Raw genomic sequence first — 18,439 nt, 5'->3', positions numbered from 1 at the left:
GCACCCGTCGGGTCAGGTGCGGATCTTTCGCCCGCGGAACAGGCGTCCGCTCACTCCGGTGAACCGCAGGTCCAGGCCGACGCCATCGCGTTCGGCGTGGAGGTGCAGGTGGGGCTCAGTGGTGTTGCCGGAGTTGCCGACCTCGCCGAGGCGCTGGCCTTGGCGGACCATGTCCCCCGTCTTCACCGTCACCGAGCCCGGGCACAGATGGGCCAGTTTGACGATCTCCCGGCCCGTGTCGAGGAACACGTGGTTGCCGTAGCGCGGTTGGTAGCGGACCTCGCCGGGCTTCTGATCCTGGATCGTGTCGGCGGCGGAGATCACTCGTCCGTCGCATGGGGAGCGGACGGGACGGCCGTAGGCGGCGTAGGCGGTCAACTCGCGGCCGGGCCGGCTACGGGTGCCGTACGGGCCGAGCGCCACGACGTCGATGGCCCCGCGCTGCTCAGGTACCCGCGCATGATGATTCAGTGGCCGGCCTCCGCCCTGCACGACGTACCACGTGCCTTCCAGCGGGAACAGCAGCGGTTGGGACAGCGGGGCTTTCCACCGGTGCAGGCGTCCCGCCGCCAGCAGCCACACGGCTCCGGCGAGGAGTACCGCGCCGCCGGCCAGGCGAAGGGTGCTGTGCCCGGCCGGCAGGTCGGGCAGTCGCCACACGGAGGCGAGGGCTGCGACGGCGCCCGCGTCGACCGTGCGGCGCAGTAGCCGGGGCTGCAGCGCCGGTGCACCGCAGCCCCAGACGACCACGTAGATGGCGGCGAGCGTCGCCATGTCGCCGAGCCAGGCGGTGCGGTCAACGGCTGTCCAGACGGTCAGGACGTTCAAGAGGACGATCAGGACGAGAAAAGCCGCCCAGATCAGTTGCGTGGGCGGGCGTCGACGGCGTCGTGGGGGCGTGTAGCGGATGCCCTCGACGAGTAGGGCCGTGAGTTCGCCGTCCGGCCCGGCCTGGGCCCAGGCGCGTACCTGGCCCTCGGTGCCGGACACGATCAGCCCGTCGGGACTGTCCGTCACGGTGACGGGTTCGCCGATGCGGGCGGTGGTGGCGGTCACGATCCGGTTCAGGGTGTCCGCACCGACCGCCTCCACCACGCGCGGGGCGACACGGGGCCACTCTGCCGGTTCCGCGGTGAGGAAACGCATCAAGGCCTGCGCTTCCGGCAGTTGGGCCGGTAAGTGCGCCTCGGGTGTCAGATCGTGCACAGGTGCTCCATGGCCGGCTCCGTAACTGAGCGGTGCGATCAGGACCCCGCCAGGAACGACAGCCGCACCTTGCGATCCGGGTTGTCCTTGTTCGTGTCCACCAGGCAGACCGACTGCCACGTGCCCAGCTCCAGCCGTCCGCCGACCACGGGCAGGGTGGCGTGCGGCGGGACGATGGCCGGGAGGACGTGGTCGCGGCCGTGGCCGGGGCTGCCGTGGCGGTGCTGCCAGCGGTCGTCGGCGGGGAGGAGGGTGTGCAGGGTGGCGAGGAGGTCGTCGTCGCTGCCCGCGCCCGTTTCGAGGATGGCGATGCCGGCCGTGGCATGTGGGACAAAGATGTTGAGGAGACCGTCACGGCCGCCGGCCACCTCCCGGAGGAAGGACTCGCAGTCGTGGGTCAGGTCGGCGACCCTCTCCGCGGAGCCGGTGGAGACGTTCAGGACTCGGGTGGTGAAGGCATCTGACATGCCTCCATCGTGACCCATGCGGGCCGCTCCACACGCGTGCGACGACTCGTCACGGGAAGATCCACGACCTCGCCCGAGTTAGTAGAAACGTGAACAACACGCGCGAGGTCGAGGTAGTCGTCATAGGCGCCGGTCAGGCCGGTCTGTCCAGCGCCTATCACCTGCGGCGCACCGGTTTCGAGCTGGAGCGCGACTTCGTGGTGCTGGACCACTCCCCCGCACCGGGCGGCGCCTGGCAGTTCCGCTGGCCGTCCCTGACGTACGGCAAGGTCCACGGGATGCACTCCCTGCCCGGCATGGAGCTGGAAGACGCCGATCCGGCGCGTCCGTCGTCTGAGGTCATCACCGAGTACTTCGCGACGTACGAGCGCACCTTTGATCTGCGGGTGCGGCGGCCCGTCGAGGTGCGTGCGGTGCGGGAGGGCTCCGGTGGGCGGCTGCTCGTCGAGACCTCGGTCGGTGACTGGTCCACGCGCGCGCTGATCAATGCGACCGGGACGTGGGATCGGCCGTTCTGGCCGCGTTATCCCGGTCAGGAGACCTTCCGGGGGCGGCAGTTGCACACCGCGCGGTACCCCGGGCCCGAGGCGTTCGCCGGGCAGCGGGTGGTCGTGGTGGGCGGGGGTGCCTCCGGTACGCAGCACCTGCTGGAGATCGCCCAGTACGCGTCCGCGACCACCTGGGTCACGCGGCGTCCGCCCGTCTTTCGCGAGGGCCCGTTCACCGAGGAGTTCGGGCGGGCCGCGGTCGCGCTGGTGGAGGAACGGGTGCGGCAGGGGCTGCCACCCAAGAGCGTCGTGTCGGTGACCGGGCTTCCGCTCAACGACGCGATCCGGCAGGGCCTCGCGGACGGGGTCCTCGACCGGCAGCCGATGTTCGACCGGATCACGCCGGACGGTGTGGCGTGGGCGGACGGTCGGCACGTCGAGGCCGACGTCATCCTGTGGGCGACCGGCTTCCGCGCCGCGATCGACCACCTGGCACCGCTGCGGCTGCGCGAGCCGGGCGGCGGCATCCGCGTCGATGGGACCCGGGCCGTCGCCGACCCGCGGATCCATCTGGTCGGCTACGGCCCGTCGGCCAGCACCATCGGCGCCAACCGCGCGGGCCGGGCGGCCGTACGGGACATCCGGCGGCTGCTCGCCGAGACAAACGCGCACACCCGGGAGGAGCCTGCCGTCGCGTGACATCCTCCCGGGCTCACTTCGACGGAGACGCCTTCTTCTGTCCCGCGTTGAACTCGGCCACGTTCCGCTGGTGTTCGGCGAAATCGGCCGTGAAGCGGGTGTCGCCGGGCTTGACCGTGACGAAGTACAGCCAGTCGCCGGGGGTGGGGCTGATCACGGCGCGCATCGCGTCCTCGCCCGGATTGTCGATCGGCGTCGGCGGCAGGCCCATGCGCTGGTACGAGTTGTAAGGGCTGTTCAGCTTCGTGTCGTTGGAGCTGGTCTTCAGGGTGGCGCGGTTCAGGGCGTAGTTGATGGTGGAGTCCATCTGCAGTGGCATGCCGCGTTCGAGCCGGTTGAAGATGACCCGCGCAACCTTGCCCATGTCGTCCTTGGAGGCGGCCTCGGCCTGCACGATGCTCGCGACGGTGACGGCCTGGTAGACGTTCATGGCGTTGCGCTGGGCGCCGGCCGCCGTCGGGGCGCCGTTGAACTTCTTGTCGGCGGTCCGTGCCATGGTCGTCAGCAGGGACTCGGGGGTCGCCTTCTCGGGGACGGGATAGGTCGCCGGGAAGAGGTAGCCCTCCGGGTTGCCCTCGGCGTCCTTCGGCAGCTTCAGGTGGGCCTTCGCCAGTGACTTCTTGGTGCTTCCGGCGGGCAGGGCGAGGGTCTTGTCGACGGCGGCGTAGATCTGGCTCGCGCGCCAGCCCTCCGGGATCACGAGGGACGCTGGCCGGGCGATCTCGCCGCTTCGGATCATCCACAGCGGTACCGCCACGGCGGTGCCGGCCACGACGGCCCCGGTCACGACGAGGACGAGCTTGCCCCGCCGCGTCAGTCGAATCGTGCTCCGTGGCGGAGTGTTCTTCTGCATGCGGGCACGTTAACCCGCATATCGTCACAATCCTGGCATATCTTCAGCTCGTCGGTTCCAGTTGGGCATCCCGGCGTACGAGGGCCGCGTAGCGCCCGTCCGCTTCCAGCAGTTCCTCGTGCGTGCCCCGTTCGGCGACGCTGCCGGAGTCGAGCACCACGATCTGGTCGGCACTGCGGATGGTGGACAGGCGGTGGGCGATGGTGAGCGTGGTGCGGTCGGCCGACAGGGCGTCGATCGCGGCCTGCACTGCGGCCTCGGTGCGGTTGTCCAGCGCGCTGGTCGCCTCGTCCAGGATCAGCACGGGCGGGTCGCGCAGGATGGTGCGGGCGATGGCCAGGCGCTGTTTCTCACCGCCGGAGAAGCGGTGGCCGCGCTCGCCGACGACCGTGTCGTAGCCGTCCGGCAGGGATGCGATGTGGTCGTGGATCTGGGCCGCCTGCGCGGCCGTGCGCAGCTCCTCGTCGGTGGCGTCCGGCTTGGCGAAGCGCAGGTTCTCGGCGACCGAGGCGTGGAAGAGGTACGTCTCCTGGGAGACGACGCCGACCGCGCGGGCCAGGGTGTCGAAGTCCAGGTCGCGTACGTCGACGCCGTCGAGGGTGACGCGGCCGCCGCTGACGTCGTAGAGACGCGGGACGAGATAGCCGAGCGTCGACTTGCCTGCCCCGGTCGGGCCGACGACCGCGAGGCTGCTTCCGGCGGGGACGGTGACGTCGATCCCGTCCAGGATCGGCCCGCCCTTGTCGTCGTAGCGGAACTCGACGTCCTCGAAACGGACTTCGCCCTTGATCTGGTCCAGGTGGACGGGATTGTCCCGCTCGGTGATGTCGATCGGCAGGTCGAGGTATTCGAAGATCCGCTGGAAGAGCGCGAGCGAGGTCTGGATCTGCACGCCGGTCGACAGCAGGCTGACGGCGGGGCGGAACAGGCCCTGCTGGAGCGAGACGAAGGCGACGATCGTGCCGATCGAGACGTCCGGGCCGCCCATCTGGAGGGCGATGCCCGCGGTCCAGTAGATGACGGCGGGCATGGCGGCCATGACGATCGTGATGACGGCCATGCGCCAGCGACCGGCCATGTTCGAGCGGACCTCGAGGTCGACCAGGCCCTCGGACTCGTCGGCGAAGGACCGCGTGAGGGAGTCGGAGCGGCCCATGGTGCGACCGAGCAGGATGCCGCTGACCGAGAGCGACTCGGTGACGGTGGCGGCCATCGCGGCCATCTGCTTCTGCCGCTGGGTGGTGATCTTCTTGCGTTCGTTGCCGACGCGGCGGCTGACCCACACGAAGATCGGCAGCAGCAGCAGCGAGACGACGGTCAGGCGCCAGTCGAGCGCGATCATCGCGACGATCGTGGCGACCACGCTGGTCACGTTGGAGACCAGGGAGGTGGCGGTGGAGGTGACGGTGGCCTGCATGCCGCCGATGTCGTTGGCGATGCGGGACTGGACCTCGCCGGTGCGCGTGCGCGTGAAGAACGCGAGCGACATGCGCTGCAGGCGGCCGTAGACGGCGGTGCGCAGGTCGTGCATGACGCGCTGCCCGACCGTGGTCGAGATCAGGGTCTGCAGGACGCCGAAGACACTGGTGAGGACGGCGCTGAGGATCATGCCCAGCGCGAGCAGGCTGAGCAGGCCGGTGCGGCCCTGGGGTATCGCGACGTCGAGAACCGCCCGCAGCATGAAAGGCGTGGCGACGGACACCAGCGACGAGGCGCCGACCAGCAGGCCGACGACGCCGAGGCGCCCGCGGTAGGGGCGGAAGAGTCGCAGAATGCGGCGCACCTGCCGGGGCTGCTCCTTGGAGTCGGCCGGCGGTGTCCAGCGGGGCTCACGGTCGGGGTGCATGGGCTCCTACGGGATCCGGATCGAAGAACGGAGAGCCGGCGCAGGTCTGGCGCCGACTGACGGACCTTAACTCATTGTTACCTATGCTCACAATGAAATAGGTCCTGATATTGTTCCCGCATGACCACCCCGGACACCGACAGCCTGCTCGCCGAGCAGCTGCTGCGGTTCACGCGCCGCATGCACCGCATCCAGAAGCGCCACATCGAACTGGCGGGTCTGGGCGTCACCCCGGCGCAGTCCCGGCTGCTGCGCACGCTGGCGCACTACGACGAGCCGCCGCGCATGACGGATCTCGCCGAGCGCCTGGAGGTGGTCCCCCGCGCCGTGACCACTCTGGTGGACGGGCTGGAGGCGAGCGGCAAGGTGCGCCGCGCCCCCGACCCGACCAACCGCCGGGTGATCCGGATCGAGCTCACCGAGGACGGTCGCACGGCCCTGCGCGCGCTGCGCGAGGCGCGCCGGTCGGCCGCCGCGGAGGTCCTCGCACCGCTCACGGACGAGCAGCGCGAGGTCCTCGGCGGACTGCTGGACACGCTGGTGGACGGGGGCGTGCCGGTGCCGGGTCACCGCTGCTGACCGGCCGCGCCCTGCCTTCTCAGCAGTGGTTGCGGTTCTGCGTGAGCACGCCCTGCACGGCGGTGAGCGTGTGGTCGTAGCAGCCGGTCGAGCCGTAGAGCCGGTAGCGCTCGCTCGTCGTGCCGACCGCGTGCCGCTGCTCGCGCGGGACGCCCGTCTTGTACGTGGCGTCGCCGGTGACGGTGTCGTCGAGCCGTGACCAGCCGGTCCGCCGGCCGCCGCGCGTCTCGACGACCGCTGCGCGGTCGCCCAGGGTCAGCACGGTCCGCAGCCGGGCGTCGCCGCCGATCGTGGTGGTGCCGTTCATCGTGTACGTCCGCAGGGTGCGCGTCGTACGGGCCGGAGCGCCGCGTCCGTCGACGGTGACCTGCTCCTCGTCGCTCCAGGTGGCGTCGAGCCCGTCCGTGTTCTCGCCGTCGGTCCAGCGGTGCACGGAGGTGTTGGAGAGCGAGCGGCTGACGGTGGTCGTCACGCGGCCGTGCGAGGTGCCGACGTAGCCGGCGACGGTCAGCCGGTGCGCGGCGTCGGTGTCCACCCGCTCCGGCGAACCGGCCGTGTACGTCGATGAGTTGGCGAGGCCGCCCTCCTCGTGCACGGTGAGTTTGCCGGTCACCTGCGCGCGCCCGGCGTCCTGCCACACGAGGACGTTGACCGGCGCGCTCCAGCCGCTCTGCTCTTCGGGCACGCCGACGACGGAGACCTCGATGCGGTGCGGGCGGCCGTCGTCGAGCAGACCGGCGAAGGGGGTGAGGTCGTACTCGATGGGCTTGACGTCGAAGGCGCGCGGGCCCGGAATCACGTACCAGAGGAAGGGGTTCGACCACCCGCCGGTCCATACGTGCGGGAACGGTGCGGCGATTCCGGCGAGTTGGCCGTCGACCTTGATCTGCACCTCGCGGTAGGGACCGCCGTCCGCCTGGCAGGAGTACGGGGCCTTGCCGGGCACCGCCAGGTACCAGAACTCCTCGCAGCCGCCGCCCGATCCGGTGGCGTACACCTCGGCGAGGATGCGTTCGCTGTTGCGCGGGGTGGTGAGGGTGTTGCCGTCGCCGAGGGTCAGGACCTTGTCGGGGGCGGCGGTCGCGGCGGGCTTGCCGGCGTAGAAGGTGAGCGTCGCCTTCACGTCGATGACGCCGGTGTAGGTGTCGTCGACGACGTTCCCGATGAGCATCTCGACATCCTGGCCGCTGCGGAAGGTGTCGCTGTAGCGCGTGACGTCCTTCTCGACGGACCACCCGATGCCGTCGGGCGAGGGCTCGGGGGTGGAGGTGCGCAGGATCTCGACCCCACCGACGTGAAGATAACCGAGCCGGTCGAACTGCCGCCCCTTGACCTTGCCTTCGAGCCGCAGCACCACCTTGCTCCAGCGGTCGCCGCAGCCGCGCGGCGGGGTGTAGGTGCCCCTGTACGGGGTGAAGTCGCGGAACTGGGCGTCGGCGAGGGTGACTTGGCAGGACTTGCCGGACGGCCTGTGGATAGGCGGGGCCGCGGTCATGGGGTCGTGCCAGTCGGTACCGAACTCGGCCGGGACGTGGGCGGGTTGAGCGGATCGTTCGGCGGGTTGAACGGATCGCGCGAGTCGTTCGGCCGATTGAGCCGGCCCCGCCCCGAGGAGGGTGCTCGCCAGGAGGGTTGCCCCAGCGAGCATGGACATGACTATCCGTCTCTTCATGGCCGGTGTTCTACGGCGAATCGTCCGACCGGCGCAATGAGGCGTCCGCCAGAGAGGCGATCCGGACGAGACTGCCTAGCCGACCTTGAAGTCCGCCGCCTTGGTGTCCAGAGTCGTCGTCCCGTTCTTCGCGGTGGCGAGGACCGCGATGTGCCAGGTGCCGTGCGGGAACGTGGCGGCGTCGGCCCTGGTGACCGGGGTGGTGTAGGTGCAGCGCGCGGTGCCGTCGGCGGCGGGCCTGCAGGTGGCGGAGTCCACCTCGGCCATCTCCTTGACGGTCGGCTCCTTCTTGCCGAGCTGGGAGTCGGCCGGCCACGCCAGCACCTTCAGGCTCTTGACGCCCGAGGACGCCGTGACGCCGGTGGTGAAGGTGAACGAGCCGCCGCGGTCGCCGGTGGGCGCGGTGTAGTGCGCCTTGCTGTGCACGAGGGCCGGGGGCTGCTCACCGGCCTGGGCGATGGCGAAGGCTCCGGCACCGCCTAGGACGACGACACCGGCGGCGACGGACAGGGCGACACGACGTCGGGACATGGTGAGCTCTCCGTGAAAGGGACGGGGCTGCCTCAGCCGTGACGGGCCCACTGGTACTGGCCTTGGGGCCAACTGGTACTGGCCTTGAGGCCCTGGTCCTGGCCCGGGCTGGGGCAACCGGTGGTGCCGACGCTCTCGTCCGCGCCGGCACCACCGATCCTCGCGGCCCCGGAGATCCCCTGGCCTGAGTACGGATACTCAACTCGTCCTGGGTGAAGGGGCTTTGTGCCCGTCGTTTGGATTGGTTCGGATTGGTTCGGATCAGCTCGGCAGTTTCCAGTTCTGGGCGGCCGAGGCGTTGCACGTGTACAGCTGGAGCTGGGTGCCGTTCGTGGTCGAGGAGTTGGGGTCGTCGAGGCACAGCTTGGACTGGGGGTTGACGAGCGATCCGTTGGAGCCCGGGGTCCACTGCTGGGCGCCGCTGCCGTTGCACGTCCACAGCTGGACCAGGGTGCCGTTGGTGGTCCCGCTGTGATCGGCGTCCAGACATTTGCCGAGGCTGCGGATCGTTCCGTCACCGGCGATGATCCAGTCCTGCGCGTAGGTGTTGTTGCAGGTGTAGATCTGGACGTGGGTTCCGTCGGCCGTGCCGGAGGAGGCGTCATCCGCGCAGAGGTTCGCGGCGACCGAGGAGGCCAGGGGGCCGATGCGGGGTGACGCCGGGGCCGTGGTGTCACCGGCGTAGGAGGGCGGCGCCGCGGAAGCAGCTGTCGCCCAGGAGGTGTTGGCGCTGGTGCCGAGGGTGTAGTCGAGCGTGCCGCCGGCCGTGATCGCCGTCGTGGGGGCGTAGGCGTTGTTCCAGTTGCTGCCGTTCCACGTCGCGGACTGCACGTAAGGCGCGTCGTCCGCCGCTCCGTTGCCGTTGATCGTCAGCGTCCTGCCCGACGGGAGGGTGACGACGGCCTGGGTGAACAGCGGTGAGCCCAGGGCGAGATCGGAGGTGCCCGGTGTCTCGGGGAACATGCCGAGCGCGGACCACACGTACCAGGCGCTCATCGCGCCGAGGTCGTCGTTGCCGTCGGCCAGCCCGCCGGGGGTGTTCGCCCAGATCTGGTCCTGGATCGCCCGCACGGTGCCCTGCGTCTTGTAGGGCTGCCCGGTGTAGTCGTACTCCCAGGGCAGTTCGATGCTGGGCTCGTTGCCGACCCAGGCGTAACCGTTGGCGCCGGTGAAGCTGCGCAGCACGGTGTCCAGGTAGTGGTTCATCGCCGTGTTGCCGCCCTTGGCGTGGGCCAGGCCGCCGATGTCGAAGGGAACCATGCCGGTGTAGATCCAGGAGTCGGCCTCGACCATGTCGGTGCCGCTGGTGGGGTCGAACCCGCCGGTCCACGCACCACCGGCGTTGCGCGGCTCGACGAAGCCGGAGGCCGGGTTGAGCACGTTGCGCCAGTCCTGCGCACGGTTCGCGTACGTCTTCTGGTTGGCCGTGTCGCCGAGGGCCCCGGCCATCGCGGAGAGCGCGAAGTCGGCGGTGTTGTACTCCAGCGTGGTGGCCACCGGACCGTAGAAGTTGCAGCAGCCGTAGCTGCCGTCGCGCGGCATGTACCCGGGTGAGTTCAGGTAGTTGAGGCCAGGGCGGTCGTTGTTGGTGGTGCTCGCCTGCTTGACCATGTCGGCCAGCGCCGTCTTGGTGTCGAAGTCCCGGGCGCCGAAGGCGTAGTAGTCGGCGAGGATGGCGTCCGCCGGGTCGCCGACCATGACGTACGACTCCCCGTTGTTCTCCGACCACTTGGGGAAGATCCCGGTCTGGGTGTAGTCGTCGACCATCGACTGCGCGGTGTCCGACGCCACCTGAGGGGCGAGCAGGGCTTCGAGTTGGGCCTGCGAACGGTAGATGTCCCAGCCGGAGTAGTTGGCGTACACGGCGCTGTGGCCCGCGTCCACCGTGTGCGTCTTGCCGTCGAAGCCGTAGTACTGGCCGTTGGTGTCGCTGATCACGTTCGGATGCAGCAGCGAGTGGTAGAGCGCGGTGTAGAAGGTCTGCTGCTGTGCCGCCGTCCCGCCGACGATCTGGACCTTGCCGAGCGCGCTGTTCCAGGCGTTCTGCGCGGCGGTGCGGGTCCCGTTGAAGTCCCAGCCGGAGTTCTCCGCCGTCCGGTTGGCGACGGCGCCCGCGACCGAGACGTAGGAGACGCCGACCTTGGCCTGGACGACCGGGTTGGACGTGGTGTTGAAGGTGACGTAGCCGTTCGAGGCGGCGGCGTCCGGGGAGGCGCTGCCCCTGGCGGACTTCGGGGTCGTCACGCCCGGGACCTTGCCGTGCAGCACCGGCTTGTTGGGCTTCTCGGCGGCGTTCTTGGACGCCTTGCCCGGGCGGGCGGGCTTGAGGGTCGACGCCTTCGCGAGGGAACTGCCCTGCGAGGCGAAGGGCTGGTCGAAGACCATGTCGAAGTACACGGTGTACGTGTTGCCCGCGCCGCAGAAGCGGCCACTGGTGACCTGGCCGCTCACCTCGGTGTTCGAGACCTTCGTGAACTGTGTCGAGCTCGCGCCGTTCTGACTGCCCGTCAACTTGAAGATCAGGTTGGCCTGGCTGGTCGACGGAAAGGTGAAGCGCGCCATGCCGCTGCGGGTGGTGGTGGTCAGCTCGGTGGTCACCTGGTTGTTGAGCGCGACCTTGTACGACCCGGCCGACGCCGACTCGTTCGCGTGCGAGAACGCGTCCATGGCGCCGGTGTTGACGGCCCCCACCGTGGGCAGGACCGGAACGTCACCGGCCGCGCCGCAGCCGGGACCGGCGATGTGGGTCAGGCTGAAGCCGGTGATCGACGAGTCGTTGTACTCGTAGCCCCCACCGGAGGGACGCGACGGCGTGTCCGGGCTCCACTGCACCATGCCGAACGGCACGTCGGCTCCGGGGAAGTCGTCGGCCTGGTTCGACGTCCCGATGAACGGGTTGACCACGGTGGCCGGAGAGGCGACGAACGCGGCCTTCCTGGCCGCCGAGGCGGGTGTGCACAATCCGGCCACGGACAGTGCCGCCGCCGCGATGAGGCCGATCGCCGCGGTTCCTCCGGGTCTCAGCAGGGTTCCTCTGGGTCTCAGCAGTCGTGTCATCACGGAGGGTTCTCCTCTACTCGGAGCGAGGGGGGTCGACAACGTTGTCTCCGGGCGGGTCTCCGTGCGCGGGAACGCGTGAGCCGTCCGAGCGGTGACGGGCATGACCGAACTTGACAACGTTGTCGGGCCCCGGAGATGAGGTGCCTGACGATGGGAGCGCTTCGATGGGCGCCCGGGACGGGCGACGCCCGGGGTACCGATGTGAACTCTTCGCGAAGCTAGCCACTAGGCAGGACCATGTCAACGACTCGGGCAACGGCCGCTTGCGTAGGGGGCGTTGGAGCGACGGGATGCGCTTCGGAGCCGCGCTGCGCTGTGCCGTGTTGTGCCGTGCCGTGCTGTGCTGTGCCGCGCTGTGCTGCGTCAAGGAGAGCGGTCGGCCCCACGGGGCCGATCTGCCCTATGCCTTCAGGTCATCCCTGTCCCCCATCACGACCACCGGATTCAGGCGGGGGTCGAGCGCGCGCAGCAGGTACCGCATGGCCGGCTTGGACACGCTGACGCACGCGGACGTACCGCTGCCGTGGTCCATGTGCAGCCAGATGCTGCCGCCCTTCGCGTCGCCCTGGGGGCGCTCGGGGTCGTCGGGCGGGGTGCCCTTGACGCGGTTGTAATCGATGGCGATGACGTAGTCGAAGTCGTGCCAGTGCGACTTCGCCCAGTAGCGCGGGGCCATGAAGGACGCGTCGCGCGTGTACGGGAGGCGGGTGCCGGGGTCGGTGAGGACGCCGCCCGCGTCCGACAGGGTGAACACGCCGACGGGGCTGCGCCGGTCACCCTCGTGGTGGTCGGCGGTCCAGCCCTTCTTGCCGTTGTGTGCGGGCCAGCTGCGGGTTCGGTCCCAGGTCGAACCGTGCTTGATGTACAGCACGGCCGTGGCGTCCGCGGAGTTCCTGCCCATGCCGTAGACCGCCAGGACCTGGCGGGAGTTGGCGGGGATGCGGCGGTGCAGGCGGTCGCCGATACCGGGGACGGTCCGGGTGTGGTCGGCGGTCTGCGGGCGTGTGAGGGTGACGCTGCCCGCGGCGCCTTTCGCGCCGTTGCCGCCCTTGCCTCCTGGGTGCTCACTGCCGCAGGCGGACAGCAGCGTCAGGAGGGTTCCAAGGGCCGCCGTGGCGACCGCTGTACGAGATGCACCGTTCTTTCGCATCGCCCCATTCTGTACGGCCGGGCAGAAAACCTGTTGCTTCCGACCACGCCGCGAGGCGAACCTTTCACGGTTTGCTACCGCCGTTCGCGGCCCCCATCACCCAACTGACACGAGCCACTGGGACGTCAGCCGTCATGCAGATTCAAGACCTTCCGTATCCCGACCCGGGCGTGCCGGACGCACGCTCGGGCCCCCGGTTCCTGTGGTGGCTGGGCCGGAATCAACTGGGCGGCCAGTTCAAGGCGATGGCGTGGGGCCTGCTGCACTTCACGTCGGTCTCCGCGCTGCCGTTCTGCGTCGGCATGGCCATCCAGGCAGCGGTCGACCGCTCGGGCGGTGAACTCGCCCTTGCAGGCGGCCTGTTGGTGCTCGCCGCGGTCGGCATCGCTCTGGGCGACACCTTCCTGCACCGCACGGCGGTCACCAACTGGATCACGGCCGCGGCCCGCGTGCAGCAACTGCTCGCCCGCAAGGCCGCCCGGCTGGGCTCGGCCCTGACGCGGCGTGTCGCGGCCGGTGAGGTCGTCGCCGTCTCCACCGGCGACGTCGAGAAGATCGGCTGGTTCGTGGAGGCCGTCTCCCGGTTCACCGCGGCGGCGCTCACCGTCGTGGTGGTCTGCGTGGCCCTCGTCGTGTACCAGCCGGCGCTCGGTCTGGTCGTCGCCGCGGGCCTGCCCGTGGTGGCGCTGGCCGCGCTGCCGCTGCTGCCGCGGGCGACCCGGCGGGCGGACTTCCAGCGCGAGAAGGCGGGGCGGGCCACCGAACTGGCCTCGGACACCGTCGCCGGACTGCGCGTGCTGCGCGGCATCGGCGGCGAGGAGCTCTTCCTCGACCGCTACCGCAGCGCCTCCCAGGAGGTCCGCCGCGCCGCCGTGCGCAGCGCCCGCATGTGGTCCCTGATCTCCGCGATCCAGGTGCTGCTGCCGGGTCTGCTGATGGTCGGGGTCGTCTGGTACGGCATCCATCTGGCCCGCCAGGGCCGGATCACGGTCGGCGAACTGGTCACCGTCTACAGCTCGGTGATGATCCTCGGCTATCCGCTGCGCCATTTCGAGGAGATCGCCATGGCGTACTCCTTCTCTCGGCCCTCCGCGAGGCGGGCGGCGCGGGTGCTGTCGCTGGAGCGGGCCACCGATGCCGGTGGTGCGCGGTCGGACTCCGTGTCCAGTGACTCGGACGCCGTATCCGGTGATGTGCGCTCCGACGGCGTACCCAGTGATGTGCGCTTCGACGGCGTACCCAGTGGCGATCTGTACGACCCCGCCACCGGTCTGCTCGCTCCCGCGGGACGGCTGACCGCCGTGGTGTGCGGTGACCCGGACGCGGCGGGACGGCTGGCCGAGCGGCTGGGCGGACATCCGGCCGAGCAGGGCACGTCCGTCCTGCTCGGCGGTGTGCCGCTGGACGAACTGCCGCTGGACACGGCCCGCCAGGCCGTACTGGTGCAGGACAAGGACCCGGTGCTGCTGTCCGGTTCGCTGCACGACCTGCTGGACGTGCCCGCTTCGGGCGACGTCGGCGCGCGGGACGCGCTGGCGGCCGCCCAGTGCGACGACGTCCTGGAGGCGCTCGCGCAGGGCTCGTTGGACACCGAGGACGCGATGGACACACGGATCACCGAGCGCGGGCGGTCGCTGTCCGGCGGGCAGCGGCAGCGGCTCGCGCTGGCCCGGTCGCTCATCACCGACCCGGACGTGCTCGTCCTGGACGAGCCGACCTCCGCGGTCGACTCCCACACCGAGGCGCGCATCGCGCGCGGCGTACGCGGCCTGCGGGAGGGGCGCACGACGGTCGTGTTCACCTCCTCGCCGCTGCTCCTGGACCACGCGGACCGTGTCGTGCTGGTGCACGAGGGCAAGGTCGCGGCGGTCGGTGTGCACCACGAACTGGTGCACACCGAGCCCCGCTACCGGGCCGTGGTGACCCGGGAGACGGACGAAGAGGCCGCCCTGAGCGGCGTATTGGACATGGACGAACTCAAAGAAGAGATCGAGGAGTCAGCATGATCGGCGTGGCGCCACCGGCCTACGACCCGGCGGCCCCGACGACGGCGAACACCCTGCCCGTCGGCGCCCCGGCGACGGTACGCGCGTATGTGGCCGAACTGTTCCGGCGCCACCGCCGCGCCTTCCTGATCCTGATGGCCGTCAACACCGTGTCCGTGGTCGCCTCGATGGCGGGCCCGTGGCTGCTGGGCGATCTCGTGGAGCGGGTGTCGGACGGTGCGCGGGAGCTCCATCTGCCCCTCGTTCTCTCGCTGTTCGTGCTCGCGCTGCTCGTGCAGGCCGTCTTCGTACGGGAGGTGCGGCTGCGCGGGGCGATGCTCGGCGAGCGGATGCTGGCCGACCTGCGCGAGGACTTCCTCGTCCGGTCGGTCGGGCTGCCGCCGGGCGTCCTGGAACGGGCCGGCACGGGCGACCTGCTCTCCCGCATCACCACGGACATCGACCGGCTCGCCAACGCGATGCGCGAGGCGGTGCCGCAGCTCTCGATCGGCGTGGTGTGGGCGCTGCTGCTGATCGGCGGTCTCGTCGTCACGGTGCCGCCACTGGCGCCCGCGGTGCTGGTCGCGGTGCCGCTGCTGGTGATCGGCTGCCGCTGGTACTTCAAGCGGGCGCCGTCCGCCTACCGTTCGGAGGCCGCGGGGTACGCCGCCGTGGCCGCCGCCCTCGCCGAGACCGTCGACGCCGGGCGCACCGTCGAGGCCCACCGCCTCGGAGACCGCCGCATCGAACTGTCCGAGCGCCGAGTGAAGGAGTGGACGGCCTGGGAGCGCTACACGCTGTGGCTGCGGTCCGTGCTCTTCCCGGTCATCAACTTCACCCATGCGACGGTGCTCGGTTCGGTGCTGATGATCGGCGGAGTGTTCGTCCTTCAGGGCTGGATCGGCGTGGGCCAGCTGACCACGGGCGCACTCATCGCGCAGATGCTCGTGGACCCCGTGAACCTGATCCTGCGCTGGTACGACGAGCTGCAGGTGGCCCAGGTGTCGCTGGCCCGGCTGGTCGGCGTGCGCGACATCGAGCCGCACGCCGGGGAGCCGACGCTGGCCCCCGACGGCCGTGACGTGCACGCGGACCGGGTCCACTTCGGCTACCGCGAGGGCGTCGACGTGCTGCGCAAGGTGTCCCTCCAGGTCGCGCCCGGCACCCGGCTGGCGCTGGTCGGCCCGTCCGGCGCGGGCAAGTCCACCCTGGGCAGGCTGCTCGCCGGCATCTACGCGCCCCGGGACGGCCGCATCACCCTCGGCGGCGCCGAGCTGTCGCAGATGTCCGCCGAACGCGTCCGCTCGCACGTGGCCCTCGTCAACCAGGAGCACCACGTCTTCGTGGGCTCCCTGCGCGACAACCTCCTGCTGGCCCGCACCTCCGCCGTCGACGCCGAGCTGTGGGCGGCACTGGGCGCGGTGGACGCGGACGGCTGGGCGCGCTCGCTGGACGACGGTCTGGACACCGAGGTCGGCTCGGGCGGACATGCGCTGACTCCGGCCCAGGCCCAGCAGATCGCGCTGGCCCGCCTGGTGCTGGCGGACCCGCACACGCTGGTCCTGGACGAGGCGACGTCCCTGCTCGATCCGAGAGCGGCACGCCACCTCGAGCGGTCCCTCGCCCGCGTCCTCGACGGCCGCACGGTGGTCGCCATCGCCCACCGCCTGCACACCGCCCACGACGCGGACATGATCGCCGTCGTCGAGAACGGCCGCATCGCCGAACTCGGCAGCCATGAGGAACTGGTGGCGGCGGACGGCGCGTATGCGGCGCTGTGGCGGTCCTGGCACGGGTGAGCCAGGCGCCCGAATTCAGTGGTCGGGAGCTGCCCTACGGCGGCTCCCGGCCGGGTCAGTAGCCTCCACCGCTGCCCCCGCTGCTGTTGCCGCTGCCCGTGCTGCTCGACGCCGGGGCGGCCGTCTTGATCGCCGTGCCCTTGTCGTTCATGACGTACCAGATCTTGTCGATGCCCTGTCCCTTCACGTCACCGGCCGAGTGGTCGTTGGCGTAGTAGTACAGCGGGTGTCCGGCGTAGGTCACCTGCGCCTTGCTTCCGCCCTTCGTGGCGCTGATGAGGCTCGACTGCACGCCCTTGCCGGCGTGCGGCTTGCCCTCCATGTGCGGCCAGAGCTTGAGGCACGCCCCGTTGCACTGCATCGAGTTGGTGTTCTTGCCGTCCGCGGTGAACAGGTACAGCGTGCGTCCGCTGCCGTCGGTGAGGATGTTGCCGAGCGGCGAGCTGCTCACCTTGATCGTGGAGGCGTCCATGGCGGCCGGCGCCTGACTGCCGGCGTGACTTCCGCCGCCTCCGCTGCTGCTGCCGCAGCCGGCCAGCGCCAGTGCCGACGCGAGTGCGAACCCGGCCACGGTGATCCTGCTGATGCTCATGATCTCTCCGTCCGTTTCGACGGAGGTTGTACGTCCGAGCGGCCCCGCCGGATTGCGCCGAAGCCGACTCAATCCCTTCGGCCCTTTCGTACGTACCTTGAGACATGGAGCTCTTCCCGCGTGCGAACCGGGTCGACGACGCCTCACTCGTCGCCGGTCTCGCGCTGGGCGACGAGCAGGCGGCGCTCGCCTTCGTCCGCCGCTTCCAGGACGCGGTGTACGGCCTGGCCGTGTCCATCACCCGCGATCCGGCTCTGGCCGAGGACGTGAGCCAGGAGGTGTTCGTACGGGCCTGGCGGGCGGCGGGCAACTACGACCCCCGGCGAGCGTCGGCCCTCACCTGGCTGCTCACCATCACCCGCAACGCCGCCATCGACGCCGTCCGGGCCCGGCGCCTCACCCCCGTGCTGGCCGAGACGCTGGAACGCCTCCTGGACGCGACGCTGCGCTCCGGCGCCGACGCGGACAACACAGAACGCCAGGCGCTGCTCGCCCTGGAGAGCGAACGCGCCATCGCCCGCCTGCGAGCCCTGCCGCCCGAGCAGGCCCGCGCGGTCGCACTGGCCGTGCTCGGCGGCTGCACCGCCGCCGAGGTGGGCCGGCACGAGAACATTCCCCTGGGCACCGCCAAGACCCGCATCCGCACCGGCCTGCGCAGGCTGCGCGACACGCTGAAGGAGGGGAGCCACGATGGAACGCCACCCTGACCGGGAACGCCACCCTGACGAGGACGAACTGACCGCCCTGGCCCTCGGCACCCTCCCGGGCGAACCGGCCGAGCTGCTGCGCCACCTCACCACCTGCGACACCTGCCGCACGGCCTACGACGACCTCTCCGCGGCCGTCGACGCCGTCCTCCCGGCGGCCCCCGCGGTCGCGGCCCCGCCCGGCTTCGACTCCCGCGTCCTCGACCGACTCGAACTGCGCCGCCCCTCCCCCGCCCGGCGGCGCCACCGCACCCCGCTGCTGGTCGCCGCGGCCGCCGCGGCCGGTCTCAGCCTGGGCACGGTCGCCACGACTCTCCTGCACCACGAGTCGGCCCCGGTCCAGGTCGCCCCGAGCGAGCACGGCGCCGCCCTGGTCACCGGCTCGGGGGCCCGGGTCGGCACGGTGGAACCGAGCAGCGCCGGCAACGAACGCGTCGTCGTCATGCAGATCACCTCCGGCAGTCCCGGCACCCACTACACCTGCCGGCTCCGGCTCAAGGACGGCGCCACCCGCGACGCCGGCCAGTGGTGGATGCCCTCGTCCGGACGCGCCACCTGGATCGCCTACGGGTCGGCGGCCTCCATCCACCGCGTCGATCTGGTCACGGACAACGGCCACGTCTGGTCCTCGGCCGTTCTGTCCGACTGAGACCGCTGCCGATTCCTCCCTGCTGGTACCTCCTGCGGCCGTGCCGTTGCGCAGTCCCGAAAAGGGGTGGAAGGCTGGATATCGGCACCGGCTCGGGGAGCGCCCTGGGACCGTCGGTTCCTCCCGGGCGCGGCGGGTGCTCCGCGCGGCGACGGC

The 18,439-nt window shown here is 70.7% G+C and carries 15 protein-coding genes; 6 read left to right on the top strand and 9 right to left on the bottom strand.

What is annotated here, in order from left to right; translation table 11 throughout:
• Positions 1-12: 12 nt before the first annotated feature.
• Both ACIBN2_RS01870 and ACIBN2_RS01865 read right to left on the bottom strand, forming a co-directional pair.
• Entirely contained in the window at positions 13-1,206 is a 1,194-nt protein-coding gene (locus tag ACIBN2_RS01870) for a M23 family metallopeptidase (RefSeq protein WP_399132121.1), read from the bottom strand.
• A gap of 38 nt (positions 1,207-1,244) precedes the next feature.
• Positions 1,245-1,673 (bottom strand): YjbQ family protein, encoded by a 429-nt coding sequence (locus ACIBN2_RS01865; RefSeq protein WP_399132120.1) that lies wholly within the window; start codon positions 1,671-1,673, stop codon positions 1,245-1,247.
• Positions 1,674-1,762: 89 nt separating this feature from the next.
• On the opposite strand from ACIBN2_RS01865, the gene ACIBN2_RS01860 reads away from it, so the two are divergent.
• Complete coding sequence (locus tag ACIBN2_RS01860; protein ID WP_399132119.1) at positions 1,763-2,860, top strand: NAD(P)-binding domain-containing protein; 1,098 nt, start codon at positions 1,763-1,765, stop codon at positions 2,858-2,860.
• A gap of 13 nt (positions 2,861-2,873) precedes the next feature.
• Here ACIBN2_RS01860 and mltG read toward each other — a convergent pair whose 3' ends face one another.
• Both mltG and ACIBN2_RS01850 read right to left on the bottom strand, forming a co-directional pair.
• Complete coding sequence (mltG, locus tag ACIBN2_RS01855) at positions 2,874-3,713, bottom strand: endolytic transglycosylase MltG (protein ID WP_399132118.1); 840 nt, start codon at positions 3,711-3,713, stop codon at positions 2,874-2,876.
• A 43-nt stretch (positions 3,714-3,756) separates the two neighbouring features.
• Entirely contained in the window at positions 3,757-5,559 is a 1,803-nt protein-coding gene (locus tag ACIBN2_RS01850) for an ABC transporter ATP-binding protein (protein ID WP_399132117.1), read from the bottom strand.
• Positions 5,560-5,679: 120 nt separating this feature from the next.
• Here ACIBN2_RS01850 and ACIBN2_RS01845 point away from each other — a divergent pair, with 120 nt between their 5' ends.
• Positions 5,680-6,138, top strand: coding sequence for a MarR family winged helix-turn-helix transcriptional regulator (locus ACIBN2_RS01845; RefSeq protein WP_399132116.1), 459 nt, complete (start codon positions 5,680-5,682; stop codon positions 6,136-6,138).
• A 19-nt stretch (positions 6,139-6,157) separates the two neighbouring features.
• On the opposite strand, the gene ACIBN2_RS01840 is transcribed toward ACIBN2_RS01845, so the two are convergent.
• The 4 genes from ACIBN2_RS01840 to ACIBN2_RS01825 form a co-directional block, all read right to left on the bottom strand.
• Positions 6,158-7,810: a peptide-N4-asparagine amidase gene (locus tag ACIBN2_RS01840; protein WP_399132115.1), complete on the bottom strand. Its 1,653-nt coding sequence runs from the start codon at positions 7,808-7,810 to the stop codon at positions 6,158-6,160.
• A 75-nt stretch (positions 7,811-7,885) separates the two neighbouring features.
• A complete protein-coding gene (locus tag ACIBN2_RS01835; RefSeq protein ID WP_399132114.1) occupies positions 7,886-8,341 on the bottom strand; it encodes a DUF5707 domain-containing protein in 456 nt (151 codons plus the stop codon).
• A 261-nt stretch (positions 8,342-8,602) separates the two neighbouring features.
• Entirely contained in the window at positions 8,603-11,398 is a 2,796-nt protein-coding gene (locus tag ACIBN2_RS01830; protein WP_399132113.1) for a lectin, read from the bottom strand.
• 403 nt (positions 11,399-11,801) lie between these two features.
• Complete coding sequence (locus ACIBN2_RS01825; protein WP_399132112.1) at positions 11,802-12,551, bottom strand: hypothetical protein; 750 nt, start codon at positions 12,549-12,551, stop codon at positions 11,802-11,804.
• A gap of 134 nt (positions 12,552-12,685) precedes the next feature.
• Between ACIBN2_RS01825 and ACIBN2_RS01820 the strand changes: the two genes are divergently transcribed.
• Complete coding sequence (locus ACIBN2_RS01820) at positions 12,686-14,557, top strand: ABC transporter transmembrane domain-containing protein (RefSeq protein ID WP_399132111.1); 1,872 nt, start codon at positions 12,686-12,688, stop codon at positions 14,555-14,557.
• Positions 14,554-16,335 carry an ABC transporter ATP-binding protein gene (locus ACIBN2_RS01815; RefSeq protein ID WP_399132110.1) on the top strand — a complete coding sequence of 594 codons (1,782 nt, stop codon included), beginning with the start codon at positions 14,554-14,556 and terminating at the stop codon, positions 16,333-16,335. The genes ACIBN2_RS01820 and ACIBN2_RS01815 overlap by 4 nt, the downstream gene beginning before the upstream one ends.
• 55 nt (positions 16,336-16,390) lie before the next feature.
• On the opposite strand, the gene ACIBN2_RS01810 is transcribed toward ACIBN2_RS01815, so the two are convergent.
• A complete protein-coding gene (locus ACIBN2_RS01810) occupies positions 16,391-16,927 on the bottom strand; it encodes a hypothetical protein (protein ID WP_399132109.1) in 537 nt (178 codons plus the stop codon).
• Between the two features lie 104 nt (positions 16,928-17,031).
• On the opposite strand from ACIBN2_RS01810, the gene ACIBN2_RS01805 reads away from it, so the two are divergent.
• Together ACIBN2_RS01805 and ACIBN2_RS01800 are read left to right on the top strand one after the other, a co-directional pair.
• A complete protein-coding gene (locus ACIBN2_RS01805; RefSeq protein WP_399132108.1) occupies positions 17,032-17,634 on the top strand; it encodes an RNA polymerase sigma factor in 603 nt (200 codons plus the stop codon).
• Entirely contained in the window at positions 17,618-18,283 is a 666-nt protein-coding gene (locus ACIBN2_RS01800) for a hypothetical protein (RefSeq protein WP_399132107.1), read from the top strand. Before ACIBN2_RS01805 ends, ACIBN2_RS01800 begins: the two co-directional genes overlap by 17 nt.
• Positions 18,284-18,439 lie beyond the last annotated feature (156 nt).

Origin of the sequence: Streptomyces sp. NPDC050534, assembly GCF_044457745.1 — a bacterium.
Classification (GTDB): domain Bacteria; phylum Actinomycetota; class Actinomycetes; order Streptomycetales; family Streptomycetaceae; genus Streptomyces.
This window is presented reverse-complemented; position numbering and strand designations above follow the sequence as displayed.